Raw genomic sequence first — 17,821 nt, 5'->3', positions numbered from 1 at the left:
ATTATTACGATAGCAAATAAACTCAAACTGGAGCAGGTTTGAGTGTGGCGATTTATGGTAGTGATTCAAGCTACATTAACATTGATTTTAAAATTTAAAGGAAATTAAAAATGAATAAACATCATTATAAAGTCATCTTCAGCCGCGTGTTAAATCAACTGGTGGTGGTGTCCGAACTGGCCAAAAGCGCGGGCAAAGCGGCGGTGGATAGCGTAGAAACGCATTTTTCAAGCAACTCTAATAAAATCAATGGGTTAGATGCTAATTTAGGAAAAGCTCCGCTTACCGGGGTGGCGTTTGCATTGATGTTGTCCTTAGGATTTGTCTGGATGCCGCAAGCGCAGGCACAAGAAATGGCGATTCGAGCGGATAAATCGGCGCCGGGCAATCAACAACCAACCGTACTGAAAACCGCAAACGGCCTGCCACAGGTCAATATCCAAACGCCAAGTGCGGGCGGGGTCTCACGCAACCAATATACACAATTTGATGTGGCCGAGCAGGGCGCCATCCTCAACAACGCCCGTAAGGCGGTACAAACCCAAATGGCCGGCTGGGTGCAGGGCAACCCGAATCTTGCGCGTGGTGAAGCTAAAGTCATTCTTAACGAGGTGAACTCGGCTAATCCAAGCCGCTTAAAAGGCTATGTGGAAGTGGCGGGGAAAAAAGCCGATGTTGTGATTGCCAACCCAAATGGCATTCATTGTGATGGCTGTGGGGTGATTAATGCCGGCCGAGCCACCTTGACCACCGGTAAGGCTGAAGTGGAAAACGGCAACCTGAAGGGCTATCGCGTACAGGGCGGCAAAGTTACCGTGGGTGAAAAAGGCATGGATAACCGCCAAGCGGATTACACCGACATCATCAGTGAGAAAGCTGAAATCAAGGGCGGTGTTTGGTCGAACAAAGGGATTAAAGTCACCACCGGCAAAAACAAGGTTGACCGCACCAATGATTCGGTAGTGTATGTGGGAGAACAACCGGCAGCCAACACCCCGACAACGCCCGAAAACCAATCTACTTACAGCGTTGATGTTAGCCAATTGGGCGGAATGTATGCCGAGAAAATTCATTTAGTGGATAACGGCCAAGGCCTTGGTGTGCGCAATGCCGGCCATATCGGTGCTTCAGCGGGCGATGTGAAGATTGATAGCCAAGGTAAAATTGTTAATGAGGGGCATATTCAAGCGCAGGAAAATGCACTAGTGGCTGCTAGCGAGTTGCACAATGCCCAAGGCGCCAGCCTTGTAGCTCATAAAGGAAAAGCCTCTGTCAGCACCAAAGGGGAGATCAAGCAAAACGGCCAAATCCTTGCTAAGAAAAAAATCGATATAAAAAGTGCCTCATTAGAACAAAGTGTGAACGGAGAAATCGTTGGCGGTGATGTAAGACTAGAAACGCAAGGTGCAGTCGTTAACCGAGGTTTGATCAATGCGCGTCATGCAGAGGAAGGGGAGGCGCCATCAAAAACTGTTATTAAGGGGAGTGCTATCCAAAATATTGGCTCTGGCCGTATTTATGGTGACAAAGTGGCATTAGGAACTGCATTGCTTGAGAATCTAGATGAAAAAGATGCTGAGGGTAATGTCGTTTCCGCAACTATTGCGGCACGGGAACAATTGGATGTAGGTGCGAAGCGAATATTAAATCAAAGTCGTTTTTATACGGGGAATACGGATGGTGCTACCGCAATGGTTAGCCTAGGGCGTTTCTCTATTGGTGATGCACTAGATGAAAACGATGAATCCACCGGTAAAGCGGACAAAGTAGAGAACCGCAGTGCTTTAATGCAAGGTCGTGGTGGTGTGTGGCGTGTTGGTGAAGTTGTGCAAACCAATGATTTTTTTGAGACTGAAGTCAACGTTGTTTCAGAGAAAAATGTTGATCGCCACTATATTGTGCCAAAAGGAGAATCGGAACAACGTTTTCATTTGGATATGAGTTTGCTGCAACATTATTCCGGGGTTCGTGGGAAAAATGGTTATCGGGTGAAATCATTACCTTCAGCAGTGGATAAACCAAAGAATGGAGATGTGCTTTCCTTCCTATTACCTTCGGTTGCGATTTGCCAGGATGTGAATTGTGATATTCAACCGGAAACCTACTACCTGCCAAATGATCCCGCCTGGAAAGTTTTTGGTATTTACACTCAACAACGTAATCATATCGAGCGGGTGTTAAGTACAGCCCAAGTGCCGGTTGAGCCTATTAAACCGAGTGAGCCGGCTAATCTTGCGAATTTAGATGAAGCAGCGAAGGCGGCATATCAGACGCAATTAAATGATTACCAGCAAGCATTAAAAAACTATCAGTTAGAGAAGGCTGAGTTTGATAAAACAATTAAACCGCTTTACGTTCAATGGATGAAAGATAACGAGGCACAATTCAATGCCTTGGCGACAGCTATTGAAAATCATAATGCTGCGATTGCCGCTTACGTGGGACGTAAGATCGAAGATTATTGGATAACCAATGTAAATAAAGAGGTGATTCGAGCCACTACGGTGACACAAAGCCAACCAGCAAAAATTGTAATGGATGGTGAGATGACCGTAGATACAGATAAATTCACCAATGATAAATCCCAAGTGCTATTGGGCGGTGCTTTGCATTTATTAAATGCCAAAATTGACAATATCAATGCGGAAGGCATGCAATACACGGAAGCTTATGGTGATAAAAAATATAGTCGTTTACTTAAACGTAAATCTAAGACCGCCAGTGGCCGTAATAAATATAAACGTCGTGAGACAAATGAAACAGTTGGACGTCTTTACACGGATAGTCGAACTATTACATTGCCGGTAGCCAATGTATTTACCGATTACACCTTTGATGCCCATGAGTTGGCAAATGAAAATGACAGAGGAATGAGCTTACCGAGTTCATCACTATATAAAGTTAATCCGACATCTAATAATCAGGTTTTAGTGGAAACTGATCCGCAATTTACTGATCGTCGTAAATGGTTAAGTAGTGATTATATGTTCAAGATGTTACGTGCAGATCCACAAAATATCTTGAAACGTTTAGGTGATGGCTATTATGAACAACAGTTGATACGCAATCAGTTAAATCAACTCACCGGCCGTCCATTCTTAGATAATTATGCGAACTTTGAAGCGCAATATAAAGCCTTAATGGATAATGCGGTGACCGCGGCGGGACAGTTCCACTTAATGCCGGGAGTAGCCCTTTCCAAGGAACAGGTTCAAGCCTTAACCAGTGATATTGTATGGTTTGAACCCCAAACTGTGACGTTAAAAGATGGTAGTCAACAAGTTGTGTTGGCACCGAAAGTGTATTTATCGAAGACTCGTCAAGAAGATATTAAGAACAGTGGTGTGGATGGCCGCGCGACATTAATTTCGGCTGATCAAATCATTATCGATACGGATAAAGACGTTCATAATCAAGCACAAATGGCCGCTCGAACATTGACTTATATTCAAGCAAATAACATACATAATGATGGCAAGATTAATGGTCAACAGGTGGCATTACTTGCAGAAAACGACATTACCGGAGCGGGCCGATTTGAAGCGGATAATGCATTATTGTTACAAGCCGGTAAGCAAATTGCGCTGAATTCGACTACGGCGACGAATGAAGTTAAGTCGGGTGGGTATCGCAATAATCAAACTCATATTGATCGTCAAGCAACAGTGTATGTTAAAGGAGAGAACGGCAGTTTAACTTTAGCAGCAGAAAATATTGCACTGAATGCGGTCAATATTATTAATGATGGCAAAGGTCAAACACGGCTTCATGCTACCGACAAGCTTGAGCTTGGCACGGTGATGGAGCAAAGTGAACAACAATTAGGTGGTAGCAGTAATCATCGTAAACACGAGAAGGCTACAAAAGCACAGGTTACCCGAGTCCATAGTCAAGGTGATGTGACGTTGCAGGCCAATACAATGACAGCTGAAGGGACTCAGTTACAATCAAAAGGTGCGCTTCAGCTGAGTGCAACAGAAGCTCTTCGCCTTGGTACTACAACAGAAAACCATAGTTTGGAAGAGTACCACAAGGATAAGACCAAGCGATTGGGCGGTAGTGAATCGCATGAAAGTTATCTGCACACGGAGAGTCAAACCCAACAAGCCACGCAATTGAATGGCCAATCCGTTAAAGTTGCAGCCGGAGGTGATTTAACGGCGGTAGCAACACAAGTACTTGCAACCGGCGATCTGATTTTTACTGCTGGCGGTAAGCTGAATCTAGAATCAGCCATAGATAGTGAGAAGCGTATCGAGTGGGAGAAACACCAAAAATCAGGTCTCACCAGTGGTTATAGCGGAGGTGTCGCACGGGTTGGTTATGAGAAGTCTAATCACGCATTGGATGGCCAAGCAAGTGAGCAGCAGGCTAAGGTAGCGCAACTGACTAGTAAAAATGGCGATGTAATGTTGTTGGCTAATAAAGCACTAACGCTTGATGGTTCGCATTTGGATGCAGGCGGTGATATGTTGCTTAGTGGTTCAGAGGTGAAAGTTAATGCGGTTTATGATCGCAGCCAAAGTGAACAACACAGCCGCACCAAAGTGAAGGGCGTGGGGGTTCGTGCGACAATAGATGAGCATGCAGTGAAAAAACAGCAATATCAAGATGAAAGCGCTAACGGTTCAACGCAAACCTTGGTAGGCAAAATCATAAATTTTGTGGAAGCAACAGATAAGGCAAATCATCAAATCGCTAACCGAGTAGCGGGCTATGGCTATCGTCAACAAACTGAATCCCATCATTATGCGCAAAGTGAAACCGCGAAGGGGGCTGAACTCAGTGCGAAGGGGAATTTAACCATACAAGCACGCGAAGCTGATATTTCTGCGCAAGGTGGTCAATATCATGCAGGCAAGGATCTACAGTTAAACGCCAAAGGGAATGTACTTTTGGCGGCTGCACAAAGTTGGCAATCATCGCGTAACGAGCAGCGTCGCAAAGGTGCAAACTATGACGGCGCACAACGGGCAGATGGCATGTTTGGGGTGTATAACGATAAATCCCACGGCATTGGTGAAAATAGTCAACAGCAAGGCGCTTTAATGACAGCTGGAGGCGCCTCTTCGATTGTGGCACAAACCGGTAATATTAGCGCTCAAGGGTTAAAACTCATTAGTGAGCAGAATGCACAGTTACAGGCTGGAAAAGACATTCGTTTGACGACAGCGGTGGAACATATCAATACGGATGAAAGCAGTACTAAGCGGGCAGTTGGCGCGGCTAAGGTATCGGATACAGAACGTTTCTTCGGTTATCACCGCGAGCTATCGTCCAAACAACAGGGGCAAACCGTACATAGCGGCAGCTTAATTAGCAGCCTCAATGGCGATGTGAAGGTAAATGCCGGCGGCGAATATCAACAAACTTCCAGTGAACTGTTGGCGAAGAATAAAATTAGCGTCGATGCCGCTTCAATAAAAACCGATACAGTATTTAATGAACAGTCTTTAAAAAGCCATGAGAGTGATTTAAAAATCGGTAACTTTACTCGGGTGAAATCACCGATTATTGACCTCATTAACACCATTGAAAGCACGGTAAAAAACAAAGATGCCTCCGACCGCGTGAAAGCTGCTAATTTAATGAGCATTGCAGCGCAGGGATATAATGCCTTGGAATTGGCGAAGGAAGTCGATATTAGCAACTGGAGTAAGAATCCAACGGATGCGGGTTATCTCTTACGGATTGAAACGGGGACAGGCTTTAGCCATCATCGAGATAATCGTGAAGGCTGGGAAAAAATCAGCCAAGCCAACCGCATGAATGCGAAGGATATTGAGCTAAATGCCCATTCAGGCAAATTAGATTTAACCCACACGGATCTGACCAGTCGAGATAAAACAGGCCAACGTTTAGCGGATAGCCATATTAGCCTTTACGGCCGAGATGGGATTGATTACCAAGCGGGGCTTGATTTAGGACAATACAAAGGTCGCCAACAAAATAGTGGTGTTGAGGTGGGAACCGCCGTCAGTGTTGGCGCGAAAACCGGTTGGTCGTTCTATTTACAGCTAGGTTTTGGCCAAGGTAAACAGGACAGCGAGTTCCAAACGGTACGTAATAGCCAAATTGATACCGAACGCTTAAGCCTAAAAACGGGCGATAGCACGAAGTCAAGCCCACAAGCCGATGCGCATCTTCGGGGAGTCACCGCCAAAGCGCGGGTGATCGAAACGGATATTCAAGGAGATTTGACGGTTGAAAGCCTACAAAGCCATGCGAAGAGCAAAAACACTTCCTCCGGTTTAAATTTACAAGTGGAGGGCGGTTTTGGTTCGGCTTGGGGTGCCTCAGTTGGGGCTCAAGCGGCTAAGGGGACAACGGAATATCACCAAGTATTGGAACAAGCAGGCCTGTTTGCAGAAGACCATTACAATGTAAAAGCCGACAACGTACATTTAAAAGGGGCTGCGATTATCGGGCAAAATCCTGAAGCCAACCGTTTAGAAACCAACGCCCTAACCTTTGAAGATATTCACAATCACTCTTCTAGTAAAGCCTCTAGTGGTAGCTTAAATCTAAACCTGAAGCAAACGGCAGATGAACAGATTGATAATAAAACGGGCAAGGTAGTAAAAGAAAATGCGCCGGATAGCACGCTGGTGAAGGGGGAGCGTTCCGGAGGTGTGAACGGTGGCCTGCCAATGAGCCAAAGTGACAGCGACAGCAGTCTTACGAAGGCAACCTTAAGCGAAGGCACGATAATCTTAACTAAAGACACCACACCAACCGCAACCACAGCCAAAGCACTCGGCATTAATACCGAGCTTGCTCAAGCGAACCCTCAAGTCGAAACGCCAAAAGATGTGAATAAACAATTGGATGAACAACGTCAGATACGGGAGGCGGCAGGGCATATCCAAACGGCGGTGAATAAATATATTGATGTGCAGCAAAAAGCGATAGCGAAAGAGATTAAAGTACTGCAAAGTCAAAAAGAAGCAGCAGAAGCGAGAGGAGATAGCGCACAAGCGAATGCCTTGGATGAGCAAATTCTCAACGCGAGAATTAGCCAAGACCAGTGGGGGACTGGCGGTGAATATAAGCGAGCGACGGATGCCCTCACACAAGCGGTGTTAATGGGCGTATCTGGCGGTTCGGCGCAGGCGATTGCAGCAGCCGGAGCCTCCCCTTATGTGAATCAAGTGATTAAGGATGTCACAAAGGACATTCCAAGTCTCAATTTACCGGCGCATGTTATTTGGGGAGCCATTGAAGCGGAATTGACGGGCGGTAGTGCTACAACCGGCGCGATTAGTACCGCGGCGGGTGAGCTGGGTGCTGCTTATTTGGCAGAACATATTTTTGGCAAGAAAGCAGCCGAACTCAGTCCAGAAGAACGCAGCAAGGTGCGTGATGCCGCGAAAGCGATAGCCGGTATAGCCGGCGGGCTTTCTTCAGCAATGCAAGGCCAAGATTTAGTGAGTTCACTGAATGACACATCCGTAGGAATGACCGTGGCGAATAATGCGGTGGAGAATAATTATTTAAAACCATCTGATTTAGTTGAAGCAGAAAGAAAATATAAAGCTTGTAAAGGTGATTCTGATTGCGAGATGAGAGTGGTCGAGGAAACTAATGAGCTTAGTAAAAAACGTAATCAAGAACTGGATGAATATCGTCAATCCCTTGAGCGGGAGCTTCTCGCAGCAAAACGTAGAGCGGAGCAACAATGTGCAGGTAATGCAGATTGTTATTTAGCCTATTCACAGGAGGCGAATAAGCATTTTAAAGAACAACTTAATGCTTATTTGGCTCATGTATCAGAAGGTAAGGATTTTGAGTCCCTAGCAAGAAATTATTATCCAGATGATGCCTATTTTCGTTCAATTTGGTATGGCTTAACAAATTCAGGGCCACAAAAAACGAAGGAAAGTTTAAAATCAGCGAAAGATTATATTGATAATACATCTTTCGGTGAGGCATTAGATGATACCTTGCGCATAGGTGAGAAACTTGTTCGTCTACCAAAAGAATGGATTGAGCAAGATATCCCTGCGCATTCTGTTGAGAAAGCGCTACGTGAGATGACAGATGGAAATCCTCAAGATGTAGGAGAGGTCTTCTTTGGTTTAACAACCGGTGCTGCAACGGTCTCAGTGGCTGGCAAAACCATGAAATGGATTGGGGGTAAGTGGGTTCGTTCACCAGATGTGGATTATTCAAGGGATAATGCAAACCTAGGACTAAATAACAAGGGGTTTAACATTTCATTAAATGAAAATATCTCTGTTAAGCCAGCAGGAACTATTTCTAATATTGATTCAGTTAACAAACTAATAAAGGGAGAATTACCAGGCGTGTCGACTAATAATAGAGTTGGAGTACCGAGAGAAATGACACCAACATCAACACCAAATGAAACAGCTAAAGATTTTATTAATAAATATGCTAAATCTAAAGGTTACCAATTACCTAAACCAAAGATCGATAATGGAATTCACCGCTATGATATCAATGGGGGGGCAAAAAATGGAGGTGAAACTATTCTTTATCGACCAGCCGGGACTGCTAGTAGTAAAACAACTGATACTACGGCGACAGTTGAAATAAATAGTCAAGAACTTAGAAATATAAATAGAAATCAGCAATTGAAAATGAAGTTCCCAATTAAAAGTGAGGTGAAATAAGGGTATGGATTATTATATAAAGAGATTATATGAGCAATTACAGTGGTGTAGCCAAGAAGATTTTTCTATTACTGATTTTTTTCCTTATGATCAAGATATATCTTATGATGAGGAGCTGATGTATAACCAGATCAGTATTGAGTTTATCTATAGGTGTCTCAAGTGTGATTTAATTATTTTTTTAAATGGCTCTATCCTTTCATCTGATGAGATATGTTCATTAGAAGGCTATGCTTCTTTTTTATCTAATTCACCCATTGGGCAGGATGAATGGAAAAGAATAGGTACACCACTACAAAATAAAGTATGGACTTGTGAATTTTTTGATGGAACAAATAAATTAATTAAAATATGTGAAGAATGTGGTTTAAATGGATATGAAGAATTTGATGAAAATGATATTAGATGGGCTATGTTTATTTCTAAAGTAGAAAATATTTTTTCCGAAAATAATTTAACTTGGAATTTGGATAAACCTTTATTTCCTATAAAATCTAAAAAATAATTTAATTACTAGTCTATGTACTGTATGGATAATTAGCTACAGTGCCCCCCTGATGGCGCAAGCGTCCACGCTTGATGGTACGCATTTGGATGCAGGCGGTGATATGTTGCTTAGTGGTTCAGAGGTGAAAGTTAATGCGGTTTATGATCGCAGCCAAAGTGAACAACACAACCGCACCAAAGTGAAGGGCGTGGGGGTTCGTGCGACAATAGATGAGCATGCAGTAAAAAAACAGCAATATCAAGATGAAAGCGCTAACGGTTCAACGCAAACCTTGGTAGGCAAAATCATAAATTTTGTGGAAGCAACAGATAAGGCAAATCATCAAATCGCTAACCGAGTAGCGGGCTATGGCTATCGTCAACAAACTGAATCCCATCATTATGCGCAAAGTGAAACCGCGAAGGGGGCTGAACTCAGTGCGAAGGGGAATTTAACCATACAAGCACGCGAAGCTGATATCTCTGCGCAAGGTGGTCAATATCATGCAGGCAAGGATCTACAGCTAAACGCCAAAGGGAATGTACTTTTGGAAGCTGCACAAAGTTGGCAATCATCGCGTAACGAGCAGCGTCGCAAAGGTGCAAACTATGACGGCGCACAACGGGCAGATGGCATGTTTGGGGTGTATAACGATAAATCCCACGGCATTGGTGAAAATAGTCAACAACAAGGCGCTTTAATGACAGCCGGAGGCGCCTCTTCGATTGTGGCACAAACCGGTAATATTAGCGCTCAAGGGTTAAAACTCATTAGTGAGCAGAATGCACAGTTACAGGCCGGAAAAGATATTCGTTTGACGACAGCGGTGGAACATATCAATACGGATGAAAGCAGCACTAAACGGGCAGTTGGTGCGGCTAAGGTATCGGATACAGAACGTTTCTTCGGGTATCACCGCGAGCTATCGTCCAAACAACAGGGGCAAACCGTACATAGCGGCAGCTTAATTAGCAGCCTCAATGGCGATGTGAAGGTAAATGCCGGCGGCGAATATCAACAAACTTCCAGTGAACTGTTGGCTAAGAATAAAATTAGCGTCGATGCCGCTTCAATAAAAACCGATACAGTATTTAATGAACAGTCTTTAAAAAGCCATGAGAGTGATTTAAAAATCGGTAACTTTACTCGGGTGAAATCACCGATTATTGATCTCATTAATACCATTGAAAGCACGGTAAAAAACAAGGATGCCTCCGACCGCGTGAAAGCCGCTAATTTAATGAGCATTGCAGCGCAAGGGTATAATGCCTTGGAATTGGCGAAGGAAGTCGATATTAGCAACTGGAGCAAGAATCCAACGGATGCGGGTTATCTCTTACGGATTGAAACGGGGACAGGTTTTAGCCATCATCGAGATAATCGTGAAGGCTGGGAAAAAATCAGCCAAGCCAACCGCATGAATGCGAAGGATATTGAGCTAAATGCTCATTCAGGCAAATTAGATTTAACCCACACGGATCTGACCAGTCGAGATAAAACAGGCCAACGTTTAGCGGATAGCCATATTAGCCTTTACGGCCGAGATGGTATTGATTACCAAGCGGAGCTTGATTTAGGACAATACAAAGGTCGCCAACAAAATAGTGGTGTTGAGGTGGGAACCGCCGTCAGTGTTGGCGCGAAAACCGGTTGGTCGTTCTATTTACAGCTAGGTTTTGGCCAAGGTAAACAGGACAGCGAGTTCCAAACGGTGCGTAATAGCCAAATTGATACCGAACGCTTAAGCCTAAAAACGGGCGATAGCACGAAGTCAAGCCCACAAGCCAATGCGCATCTTCGGGGAGTCACCGCCAAAGCGCGGGTGATTGAAACGGATATTCAAGGGGATTTGACGGTTGAAAGCCTACAAAGCCATGCGAAGAGCAAAAACACTTCCTCCGGTTTAAATTTACAAGTGGAGGGCGGTTTTGGTTCGGCTTGGGGTGCCTCAGTTGGGGCTCAAGCGGCTAAGGGGACAACGGAATATCACCAAGTATTGGAGCAAGCAGGCCTGTTTGCAGAAGACCATTACAATGTAAAAGCCGACAACGTGCATTTAAAAGGGGCTGCGATTATCGGGCAAAATCCCGAAGCCAACCGTTTAGAAACCAACGCCCTAACCTTTGAAGATATTCACAATCACTCTTCTAGTAAAGCCTCTAGCGGTAGCTTAAATCTAAACCTGAAGCAAACGGCAGATGAACAGATTGATAATAAAACGGGCAAGGTCGTAAAAGAAAATGCGCCGGATAGCACGCTGGTGAAGGGTGAGCGTTCCGGAGGTGTGAACGGTGGCCTGCCAATGAGCCAAAGTGACAGCGACAGCAGTCTTACGAAGGCAACCTTAAGCGAAGGCACGATAATCTTAACTAAAGACACCACACCAATCGCGACCACAGCCAAAGCACTCGGCATTAATACCGAGCTTGCTCAAGCGAACCCTCAAGTCGAAACGCCAAAAGATGTGAATAAACAATTGGATGAGCAACGGCAGATACGGGAGGCGGCAGGGCATATCCAAACGGCGGTGAATAAATATATTGATGTGCAGCAAAAAGCGATAGCGAAAGAGATTAAAGTGCTGCAAAGTCAAAAAGAGGCAGCAGAAGCGAGAGGAGATAGTGCACAAGCGAATGCCTTGGATGAGCAAATTCTCAACGCGAGAATTAGCCAAGACCAGTGGGGGACTGGCGGTGAATATAAGCGAGCGACGGATGCCCTCACACAAGCGGTGTTAATGGGCGTATCCGGCGGTTCGGCGCAGGCGATTGCAGCAGCGGGTGCTTCTCCTTATGTGAATCAAGTGATTAAGGATGTCACAAAGGACATTCCAAGTCTCAATTTACCGGCGCATGTGATTTGGGGAGCCATTGAAGCGGAATTGACGGGCGGTAGTGCTACAACCGGCGCGATTAGTACCGCGGCGGGTGAGCTGGGTGCTGCTTATTTGGCAGAACATATTTTTGGCAAGAAAGCAGCCGAACTCAGCCCAGAAGAACGCAGCAAGGTGCGTGATGCCGCGAAAGCGATAGCTGGTATAGCCGGCGGGCTTTCTTCAGCAATGCAAGGCCAAGATTTAGTGAGTTCACTGAATGACACATCCGTAGGAATGACCGTGGCGAATAATGCGGTGGGGAATAATTTCTTGAGTGATGCATCAAGAGCGAGATTAAATGCATTAAAAGCAAAATATTATCGTGGAGAAAAATTAACAAACAAAGAAAAATTAGAGTTTAGAGATTTAATTCAATCAGATCAGCGTAGTGACGTTCTCTTGGATAAATTTAGAAAAGATCCAAATTCCTTAAATAGCGATGAAAGAAAGGAATTTTTAAGCTATGTAGAGCGCTATTACATAGAAACCGTTACGGGAAATACAGCATCTGGTTATAAATTGGCGTCATCAACATCACCAGTTAATGCTAAAAATCGTTTTGAATCAGAATATTTAATAAACGATCCTGTACCAAAACGAGATTATGGTCATTTCCCTTTTGCAGGTACGGATGCACAAAGATCGCAAGCAGTGAATACCTTGCCAGAAGAGAGCAAGAACTGGCTAGGGTGGCGCTCTGAAAAACATTCTCGTGATGAAGAGATGTATCATACTATCAAGAACGAACTTGATGCTCTTGAGAATTATAAAAATTCAGCGAATGGGAAAATAGCTTATTCAGTTAAGGATGGGTTGGAGGCAGGCTCATTGCTTGCTTTAGGTGGTGTAACTGGTGTTGTAAGAGGTGTTGCCCTTGTGGAGGAAGCTACAGCAACAGTTGGAGGCAAGGCTCTTACTCTAGTTAGTAAAGGGGAGCAAGCGTTACGCCTTAGTGAAGATTTGGCAACAAAAGCTTACATTAATGGACAATTAAGCTATGTTAATTTAGTCGATAAAGGGATTAAAGCCTACAGTGCCGCTTCAACAAAAGCAGCAAATGCCTATATCAACGGACAGCTTGCGTATGCGGATGCTGTGGAGAAAGGGATCAATATATCTAAAGTGGCGGCACGAGAAGGTATTGAAGGAACCCGGGAATTAGTGAGTCAAGGGGTTTATTATTCTTATAATCCTACACAGGCTAAAGTAGTTCAAACAGCTGTTCAGGGAATTGAGCATGGTTTGAAACCTATAACTCAAATGACTACTAATCAATATGTTAAGCAAGCTGCAATTGGTACTGGTTTTGGTGCGGCTGCACAATATTCAGTAAACGGAGAAATAAATTATAATGATGCTATAAAAACTGGCTTTATGACACCTTATACGTTAAATGCTCCTATTGGTATGGCAGTGTTAATTGGCTCTATTGATACTGCAATATCAGCTGCTTCTGATAGTAAATCTCAAATTAAGGAGCAAACAAAATATGCAGGAACTACGGGAATCAGTTATGGCGTAGAGAAATTAACACCTACGCCATTAAAACCAGTAGCTTCTTATATTGGCTTAGCTGCTGGAGAATTTGTAAATAAACTACTAAATTCAGAAAATAAGGAAGGGGAAAAATAATGAAATATATAGTGGTATCATTCCGAAACTCATTTTTTATGCTAATTGGATTACAATTAATAGTTTTTTTTTATAGATTTCTTTCTACAGGTGAGATAGATCAGTTAAGATTATTTGTAAATAAAGATTATCTGATTCTTTGCTTAAGAATATGGGGGGGATTATTTATTCTCTACTTCTCTGGATATTTTATTGTAGGAGAGAAAGTAAAATAGGATACAAGGAAAGTTAGATTTTTTAAAAGTATGCTGCTAAGAATTTAGTTATTTTATTGTCAGTTATAAGTTTCTATAAATGTTATATTGAAATATAAAGTGCGGTCAATTTTCAAAGAGTTTTTAAACCTCTCAAAAATTAACCGCACTTTTTTATTACATTACAACGGAGAAATCCAAAATGCCCAATGGGTAGATGCACAAAATCTGAAAGCCGGCTATAAGTTATTGTCAGAAAATAATCACTGGCAGATGGTGAAAGGTGTTAGCATCAAGGCTGAGAAGTTAAGTGCGTATAACCTGACAGTTGATACTGACCACACTTACTTTATCAAAGGAGCGAATTCTGACCTTGATGGCGTTTGGGTGCATAATGATTGTTTCCTTGATATGCCAAAACAAAAGGTCAACAGTGCAAGTGTGGGTGATATAGTAAGAACACCAACAACACATCCAGATGATTTCATTAAATTAAAAGGAGGTAAAAATTTTAAAAATAAATATACTGGTGAAATTTGGTCAGAAAGTCATACTTCTCACTCAGATAAAAATGGTGAATGGAAAGTTGGATTAAAAGGGAACGCCCTAGAAGTAAGAAGAAAGATTACAATAGGTAAAAGTGATGGAAAAATCATTAAATTCGACAACAAATAGCGTTATATCTTTTAATAAAATAAATTTTAATAGTTTTAGTAGTAGCCCGGGTTGGGTGGGCTACTTTTATGCAAGAGATCTTACTATGCAATCAGTAATACAAATGTCATCTAAAATGATAGAGTCCTTTTTTAAAGACTCTATGAATGACTTTTTCCTACTAACTGCATTAGCATATGATGATAGCGCTTCTATCCCTGAGTTTTCTGATTTAGAGGTTTCTTATTATGAAAATGTTTATAATAAGGCTAAAGAAATGGGAGTATTAATCCCATATAATGGACTTATTGAAGAATTTTATGAAGATAATAAATATCCATTTCTAGCTAATATAATGTCATTGAGTTTTGATAAACAAGATATATTGAATTTTTGTGAATTATCTATGGCTTATAAATATAATAAGGTGGTAGGAGATTATTGTTTTCTAGTTAATCCAAAATTAAAAATAGCATTATATCCGCATGAAGATATTGGGTATGGTTGCATTTCTTTAAGTGATGACTGTAATAAGGCGATAGAATTCTTAAATTTTTGCTCAAAGGATGATAAGTTTGAGGTAGTTTTTTCTGAGAATATTAATCAGTTAGCGACTTCGAAAAACATGCTCAAAGAATGTTAAGTTAGTTAGACTAAAGATACCAATACTGTTTGATATTTAAGGTGCATACAGTTTGAATTGGGACATAAAGTGCGGTCAATTTTCAAAGTTTTTTTAAAACTCTTAAAAATTAACCGCACTTTTTATTGCTTGATAAACACCTTAAAGCGATTTTTTAAATATCCTTAATAAAATCAATGGGTTAGATGATATTTTTGGAAAAGCTCTTGAAAATGGCAGGGCGTTTCTAAAGTGCTTTAAGTTTATTTGCCGGTAGCTAAGGCATCATGTCAGGCAAAGGACAGGTATAAAACCTGTCCCTACAATTCCATATTCATTAGAAAATTGTTCAGGATTAGATGAGCTTGTCAGAGATTGTTAAAGTTTTAACTAAAGATGGATCAAGAATAGAAGATTGGGAGAAAATGACTACGGAGTCAATAAAATTACCTAATGGGCAGTTTAATCAGATCCATTTTTATAAAAACGCTAAAACAGGAAAAATTGATTATGAGACAAAAGATTTTAAAGTTAAAGGAGAAGTTAATGACTTTAAATTTAAAATGGAGGAAAATAAAAGATGATGTTGGAATCTAAAAAAACAGATTTTGAATTCAAAGTTGGTGAATTATATTTTGGTTTTGGATTATTTATTAATTTATATTTAAATAAGATTTATGTATTAATAAGGAGACCATCGGATTTAACTCCTGTTTTGGAGGAGCTATCTCAATTTAATGTGATAAATTCAAATGATATCTTGAATTGGGATAAAAGAATTGAAAATGGTGGATTATATATAAATATTCAACCAATGGAATTAAATGATTTTGATTGGGAGCTTTATCATAGCGGAGATGAAGAAGTTAATAATGTTTTTGAGGAAATATATAAAAATATTAAAGATAAGTATGGTGAATGATGATTTTTATAAAATATTAATAAATTAAATCCTATGATTTAATTTTATGGTTTAGTGATGTTGGTTAATATTTAGGGCTAAGGTAGATTAGCCCTAAATTCTACCTCATAGATGCCGATTTCTAGTAAATTAATGGGAATAAATTTCGTTATTATCTTGATAAAGATACTAAAGGAGTACTAATGTTCACCCTAAATAACACCATTCCTAAGTACATTCCTATAGGAGCTTTCTATACACCTATTCTTAAAGAAGTTGTGCATGAAAATGATAAAATAGAACTTACTATAAGTGGGTATATTGACAATGTATATTATGAGGGAGATTTTTTAAAAGCTATCTATTCTGTTCTAGTAGAAAAAGATGGATTCTGTGAGGAGGGAGCTGCTTGCTATTACCCTGATATGAATAGCCCATTTCCAGAAGCTCACTTTGAAGGGGTAAGGTTTGAGATTGGAGGCCTATGTGATCCTAGATACCAGATTCATGTATCTGAAGAAATCTGTTTTATGTATTTTAAAAAGGCATGCAAATATTTTTTAGAATTACATCCTGAAAAAGAATATGTAGAGTTTATTTATGATATTTTAAATAATTGGGAACCATTAAAGATGAAATAAAAGTCAAAATTTATGTCTATTTTGATAGGTAAATTAATAATATATTAAGGTTTGAGTAAAGAATAGCATCAGAAGGATATAAAGAGTCTATGGGAGCTTCTGATCTTAGAGAATATAATGAAACTTATAATGGAATTGAATATAAAATATATTTAAATAAAAAACAGGAGAGGTTCAAAATGTTCACCCAAGATGATTTTTCTTATATACCAATCAGATCTAAATCATATAATCTTTTTTATAAAGTAAATTTTGATGAAGATAATCCTGAAAAAACAGTAAAGCAATGTTTCTCTGTTTTATATGATTATGGTGTTTTCTTATATGCGGTCTATTTAGTGCTAGTGGATAAGAATGGTTATGCACAAGATGGTTGTTATTGGTATCATCCAGATATGAATAGCCCCGATCCAAGAGATCATTTTGAAGGAGTTTATTTTCAAGATGGATTTGATGATCCTGATTGGATAGCTATTGTAACAGAACGGGAAAATCTAGAATATACAGAAAAAGCTTGTGAAAGATTTCTAGAAATACATCCTGATAACAAATATAGAGAATTAATAGCCTATATGCTAGATTTTGCTAAAAAAGAGATAAATGATCGAGTATTGAGTGAATAGGAGTTTAGAAATTAGTTTGGAGGTAGTAAGTATAGATATGTTAATGTATTTAAAAACCAGTATGGTGGAGGTAAATAAATGCAAAAGCAATTTGATTTGTTAAATGAAATCTGTTCAATATTTTTTTCAGCATCTGAAAAGTTTGATTCATTAGAATATGAATATAAATTTAATCCTGAGGAGGATTGGGTTGGGACAAAACTAGGGACTATGTTTCAGGGAAAAGTTGTATATCTAACATTAGCTGAACAGGATGAAGATAGAATCGTGAATTTATGTCAGCAATTGCACGATGAAATGCAGAACCATACTGGTGGTGATTGGCGAAAGTTTATTTTAACGCTCAATGAGAAAGGAGAAGCAAAAACACAATTTATCTATGATATTCAGTCTTGTATGGATGATATTTTAAAAGATGAAATTTCATAACTAGCAAAGTTGGAAATAACCTCGAATATTTTATGTTTTTGTTTATTCGTAAGTGAACCTTTAGTTCCACTCCAATACTAATTTATGAAATATCTGTGCGATATATAATTTGAAATATCTAAGTGTA

The 17,821-nt window shown here is 40.7% G+C and carries 10 protein-coding genes; all 10 read left to right on the top strand.

Translation table 11 applies throughout. The features are described 5' to 3' along the window. The first annotated feature begins 110 nt into the window (after nucleotides 1-110). The 10 genes from CKV74_RS09510 (at nucleotide 111) to CKV74_RS09460 (ending at nucleotide 17,694) form a co-directional block, all read left to right on the top strand. Nucleotides 111-8,636, top strand: coding sequence for a two-partner secretion domain-containing protein (locus CKV74_RS09510; protein ID WP_095177079.1), 8,526 nt, complete (start codon nucleotides 111-113; stop codon nucleotides 8,634-8,636). Between the two features lie 4 nt (nucleotides 8,637-8,640). Further along, complete coding sequence (locus tag CKV74_RS09505) at nucleotides 8,641-9,141, top strand: hypothetical protein (protein ID WP_095177078.1); 501 nt, start codon at nucleotides 8,641-8,643, stop codon at nucleotides 9,139-9,141. Nucleotides 9,142-9,193: 52 nt separating this feature from the next. Further along, nucleotides 9,194-13,630: a hemagglutinin repeat-containing protein gene (locus CKV74_RS09500; RefSeq protein WP_095177077.1), complete on the top strand. Its 4,437-nt coding sequence runs from the start codon at nucleotides 9,194-9,196 to the stop codon at nucleotides 13,628-13,630. Between the two features lie 302 nt (nucleotides 13,631-13,932). Further along, on the top strand, nucleotides 13,933-14,499 hold the full coding sequence (locus tag CKV74_RS09490) for a polymorphic toxin-type HINT domain-containing protein (protein WP_095177075.1): 567 nt from the start codon (nucleotides 13,933-13,935) through the stop codon (nucleotides 14,497-14,499). Then, nucleotides 14,468-15,121, top strand: a complete 654-nt coding sequence (locus CKV74_RS09485) for a hypothetical protein (protein ID WP_095177074.1) — start codon at nucleotides 14,468-14,470, stop codon at nucleotides 15,119-15,121. Before CKV74_RS09490 ends, CKV74_RS09485 begins: the two co-directional genes overlap by 32 nt. 338 nt (nucleotides 15,122-15,459) lie before the next feature. Beyond that, complete coding sequence (locus CKV74_RS09480; RefSeq protein WP_039847832.1) at nucleotides 15,460-15,684, top strand: hypothetical protein; 225 nt, start codon at nucleotides 15,460-15,462, stop codon at nucleotides 15,682-15,684. Continuing rightward, nucleotides 15,681-16,022: a hypothetical protein gene (locus tag CKV74_RS09475; RefSeq protein WP_007242526.1), complete on the top strand. Its 342-nt coding sequence runs from the start codon at nucleotides 15,681-15,683 to the stop codon at nucleotides 16,020-16,022. Before CKV74_RS09480 ends, CKV74_RS09475 begins: the two co-directional genes overlap by 4 nt. 182 nt (nucleotides 16,023-16,204) lie before the next feature. Further along, nucleotides 16,205-16,642: a ribonuclease toxin immunity protein CdiI gene (cdiI, locus tag CKV74_RS09470; protein ID WP_094188649.1), complete on the top strand. Its 438-nt coding sequence runs from the start codon at nucleotides 16,205-16,207 to the stop codon at nucleotides 16,640-16,642. An 89-nt stretch (nucleotides 16,643-16,731) separates the two neighbouring features. Then, nucleotides 16,732-17,265 carry a ribonuclease toxin immunity protein CdiI gene (cdiI, locus tag CKV74_RS09465; protein WP_197691632.1) on the top strand — a complete coding sequence of 178 codons (534 nt, stop codon included), beginning with the start codon at nucleotides 16,732-16,734 and terminating at the stop codon, nucleotides 17,263-17,265. A 78-nt stretch (nucleotides 17,266-17,343) separates the two neighbouring features. Next, nucleotides 17,344-17,694, top strand: coding sequence for a hypothetical protein (locus CKV74_RS09460; RefSeq protein WP_095177073.1), 351 nt, complete (start codon nucleotides 17,344-17,346; stop codon nucleotides 17,692-17,694). Nucleotides 17,695-17,821: the final 127 nt, after the last annotated feature.

Source organism: Haemophilus pittmaniae (assembly GCF_900186995.1).
Classification (GTDB): Bacteria; Pseudomonadota; Gammaproteobacteria; order Enterobacterales; family Pasteurellaceae; genus Haemophilus_D; species Haemophilus_D pittmaniae.
Note: the sequence above shows the minus strand (reverse complement) of the source record. Positions and strands in the feature narration are given on the sequence as shown.

Coding starts and splice junctions, on each gene's coding strand:
- CKV74_RS09510 (WP_095177079.1), top strand. CDS start 111: ATGAATAAACATCATTATAAAGTCATCTTCAGCCGCGTGTTAAATCAA.
- CKV74_RS09505 (WP_095177078.1), top strand. CDS start 8,641: ATGGATTATTATATAAAGAGATTATATGAGCAATTACAGTGGTGTAGC.
- CKV74_RS09500 (WP_095177077.1), top strand. CDS start 9,194: ATGGCGCAAGCGTCCACGCTTGATGGTACGCATTTGGATGCAGGCGGT.
- CKV74_RS09485 (WP_095177074.1), top strand. CDS start 14,468: ATGGAAAAATCATTAAATTCGACAACAAATAGCGTTATATCTTTTAAT.
- CKV74_RS09480 (WP_039847832.1), top strand. CDS start 15,460: ATGAGCTTGTCAGAGATTGTTAAAGTTTTAACTAAAGATGGATCAAGA.
- CKV74_RS09475 (WP_007242526.1), top strand. CDS start 15,681: ATGATGTTGGAATCTAAAAAAACAGATTTTGAATTCAAAGTTGGTGAA.
- cdiI (WP_094188649.1), top strand. CDS start 16,205: ATGTTCACCCTAAATAACACCATTCCTAAGTACATTCCTATAGGAGCT.
- cdiI (WP_197691632.1), top strand. CDS start 16,732: ATGGGAGCTTCTGATCTTAGAGAATATAATGAAACTTATAATGGAATT.
- CKV74_RS09460 (WP_095177073.1), top strand. CDS start 17,344: ATGCAAAAGCAATTTGATTTGTTAAATGAAATCTGTTCAATATTTTTT.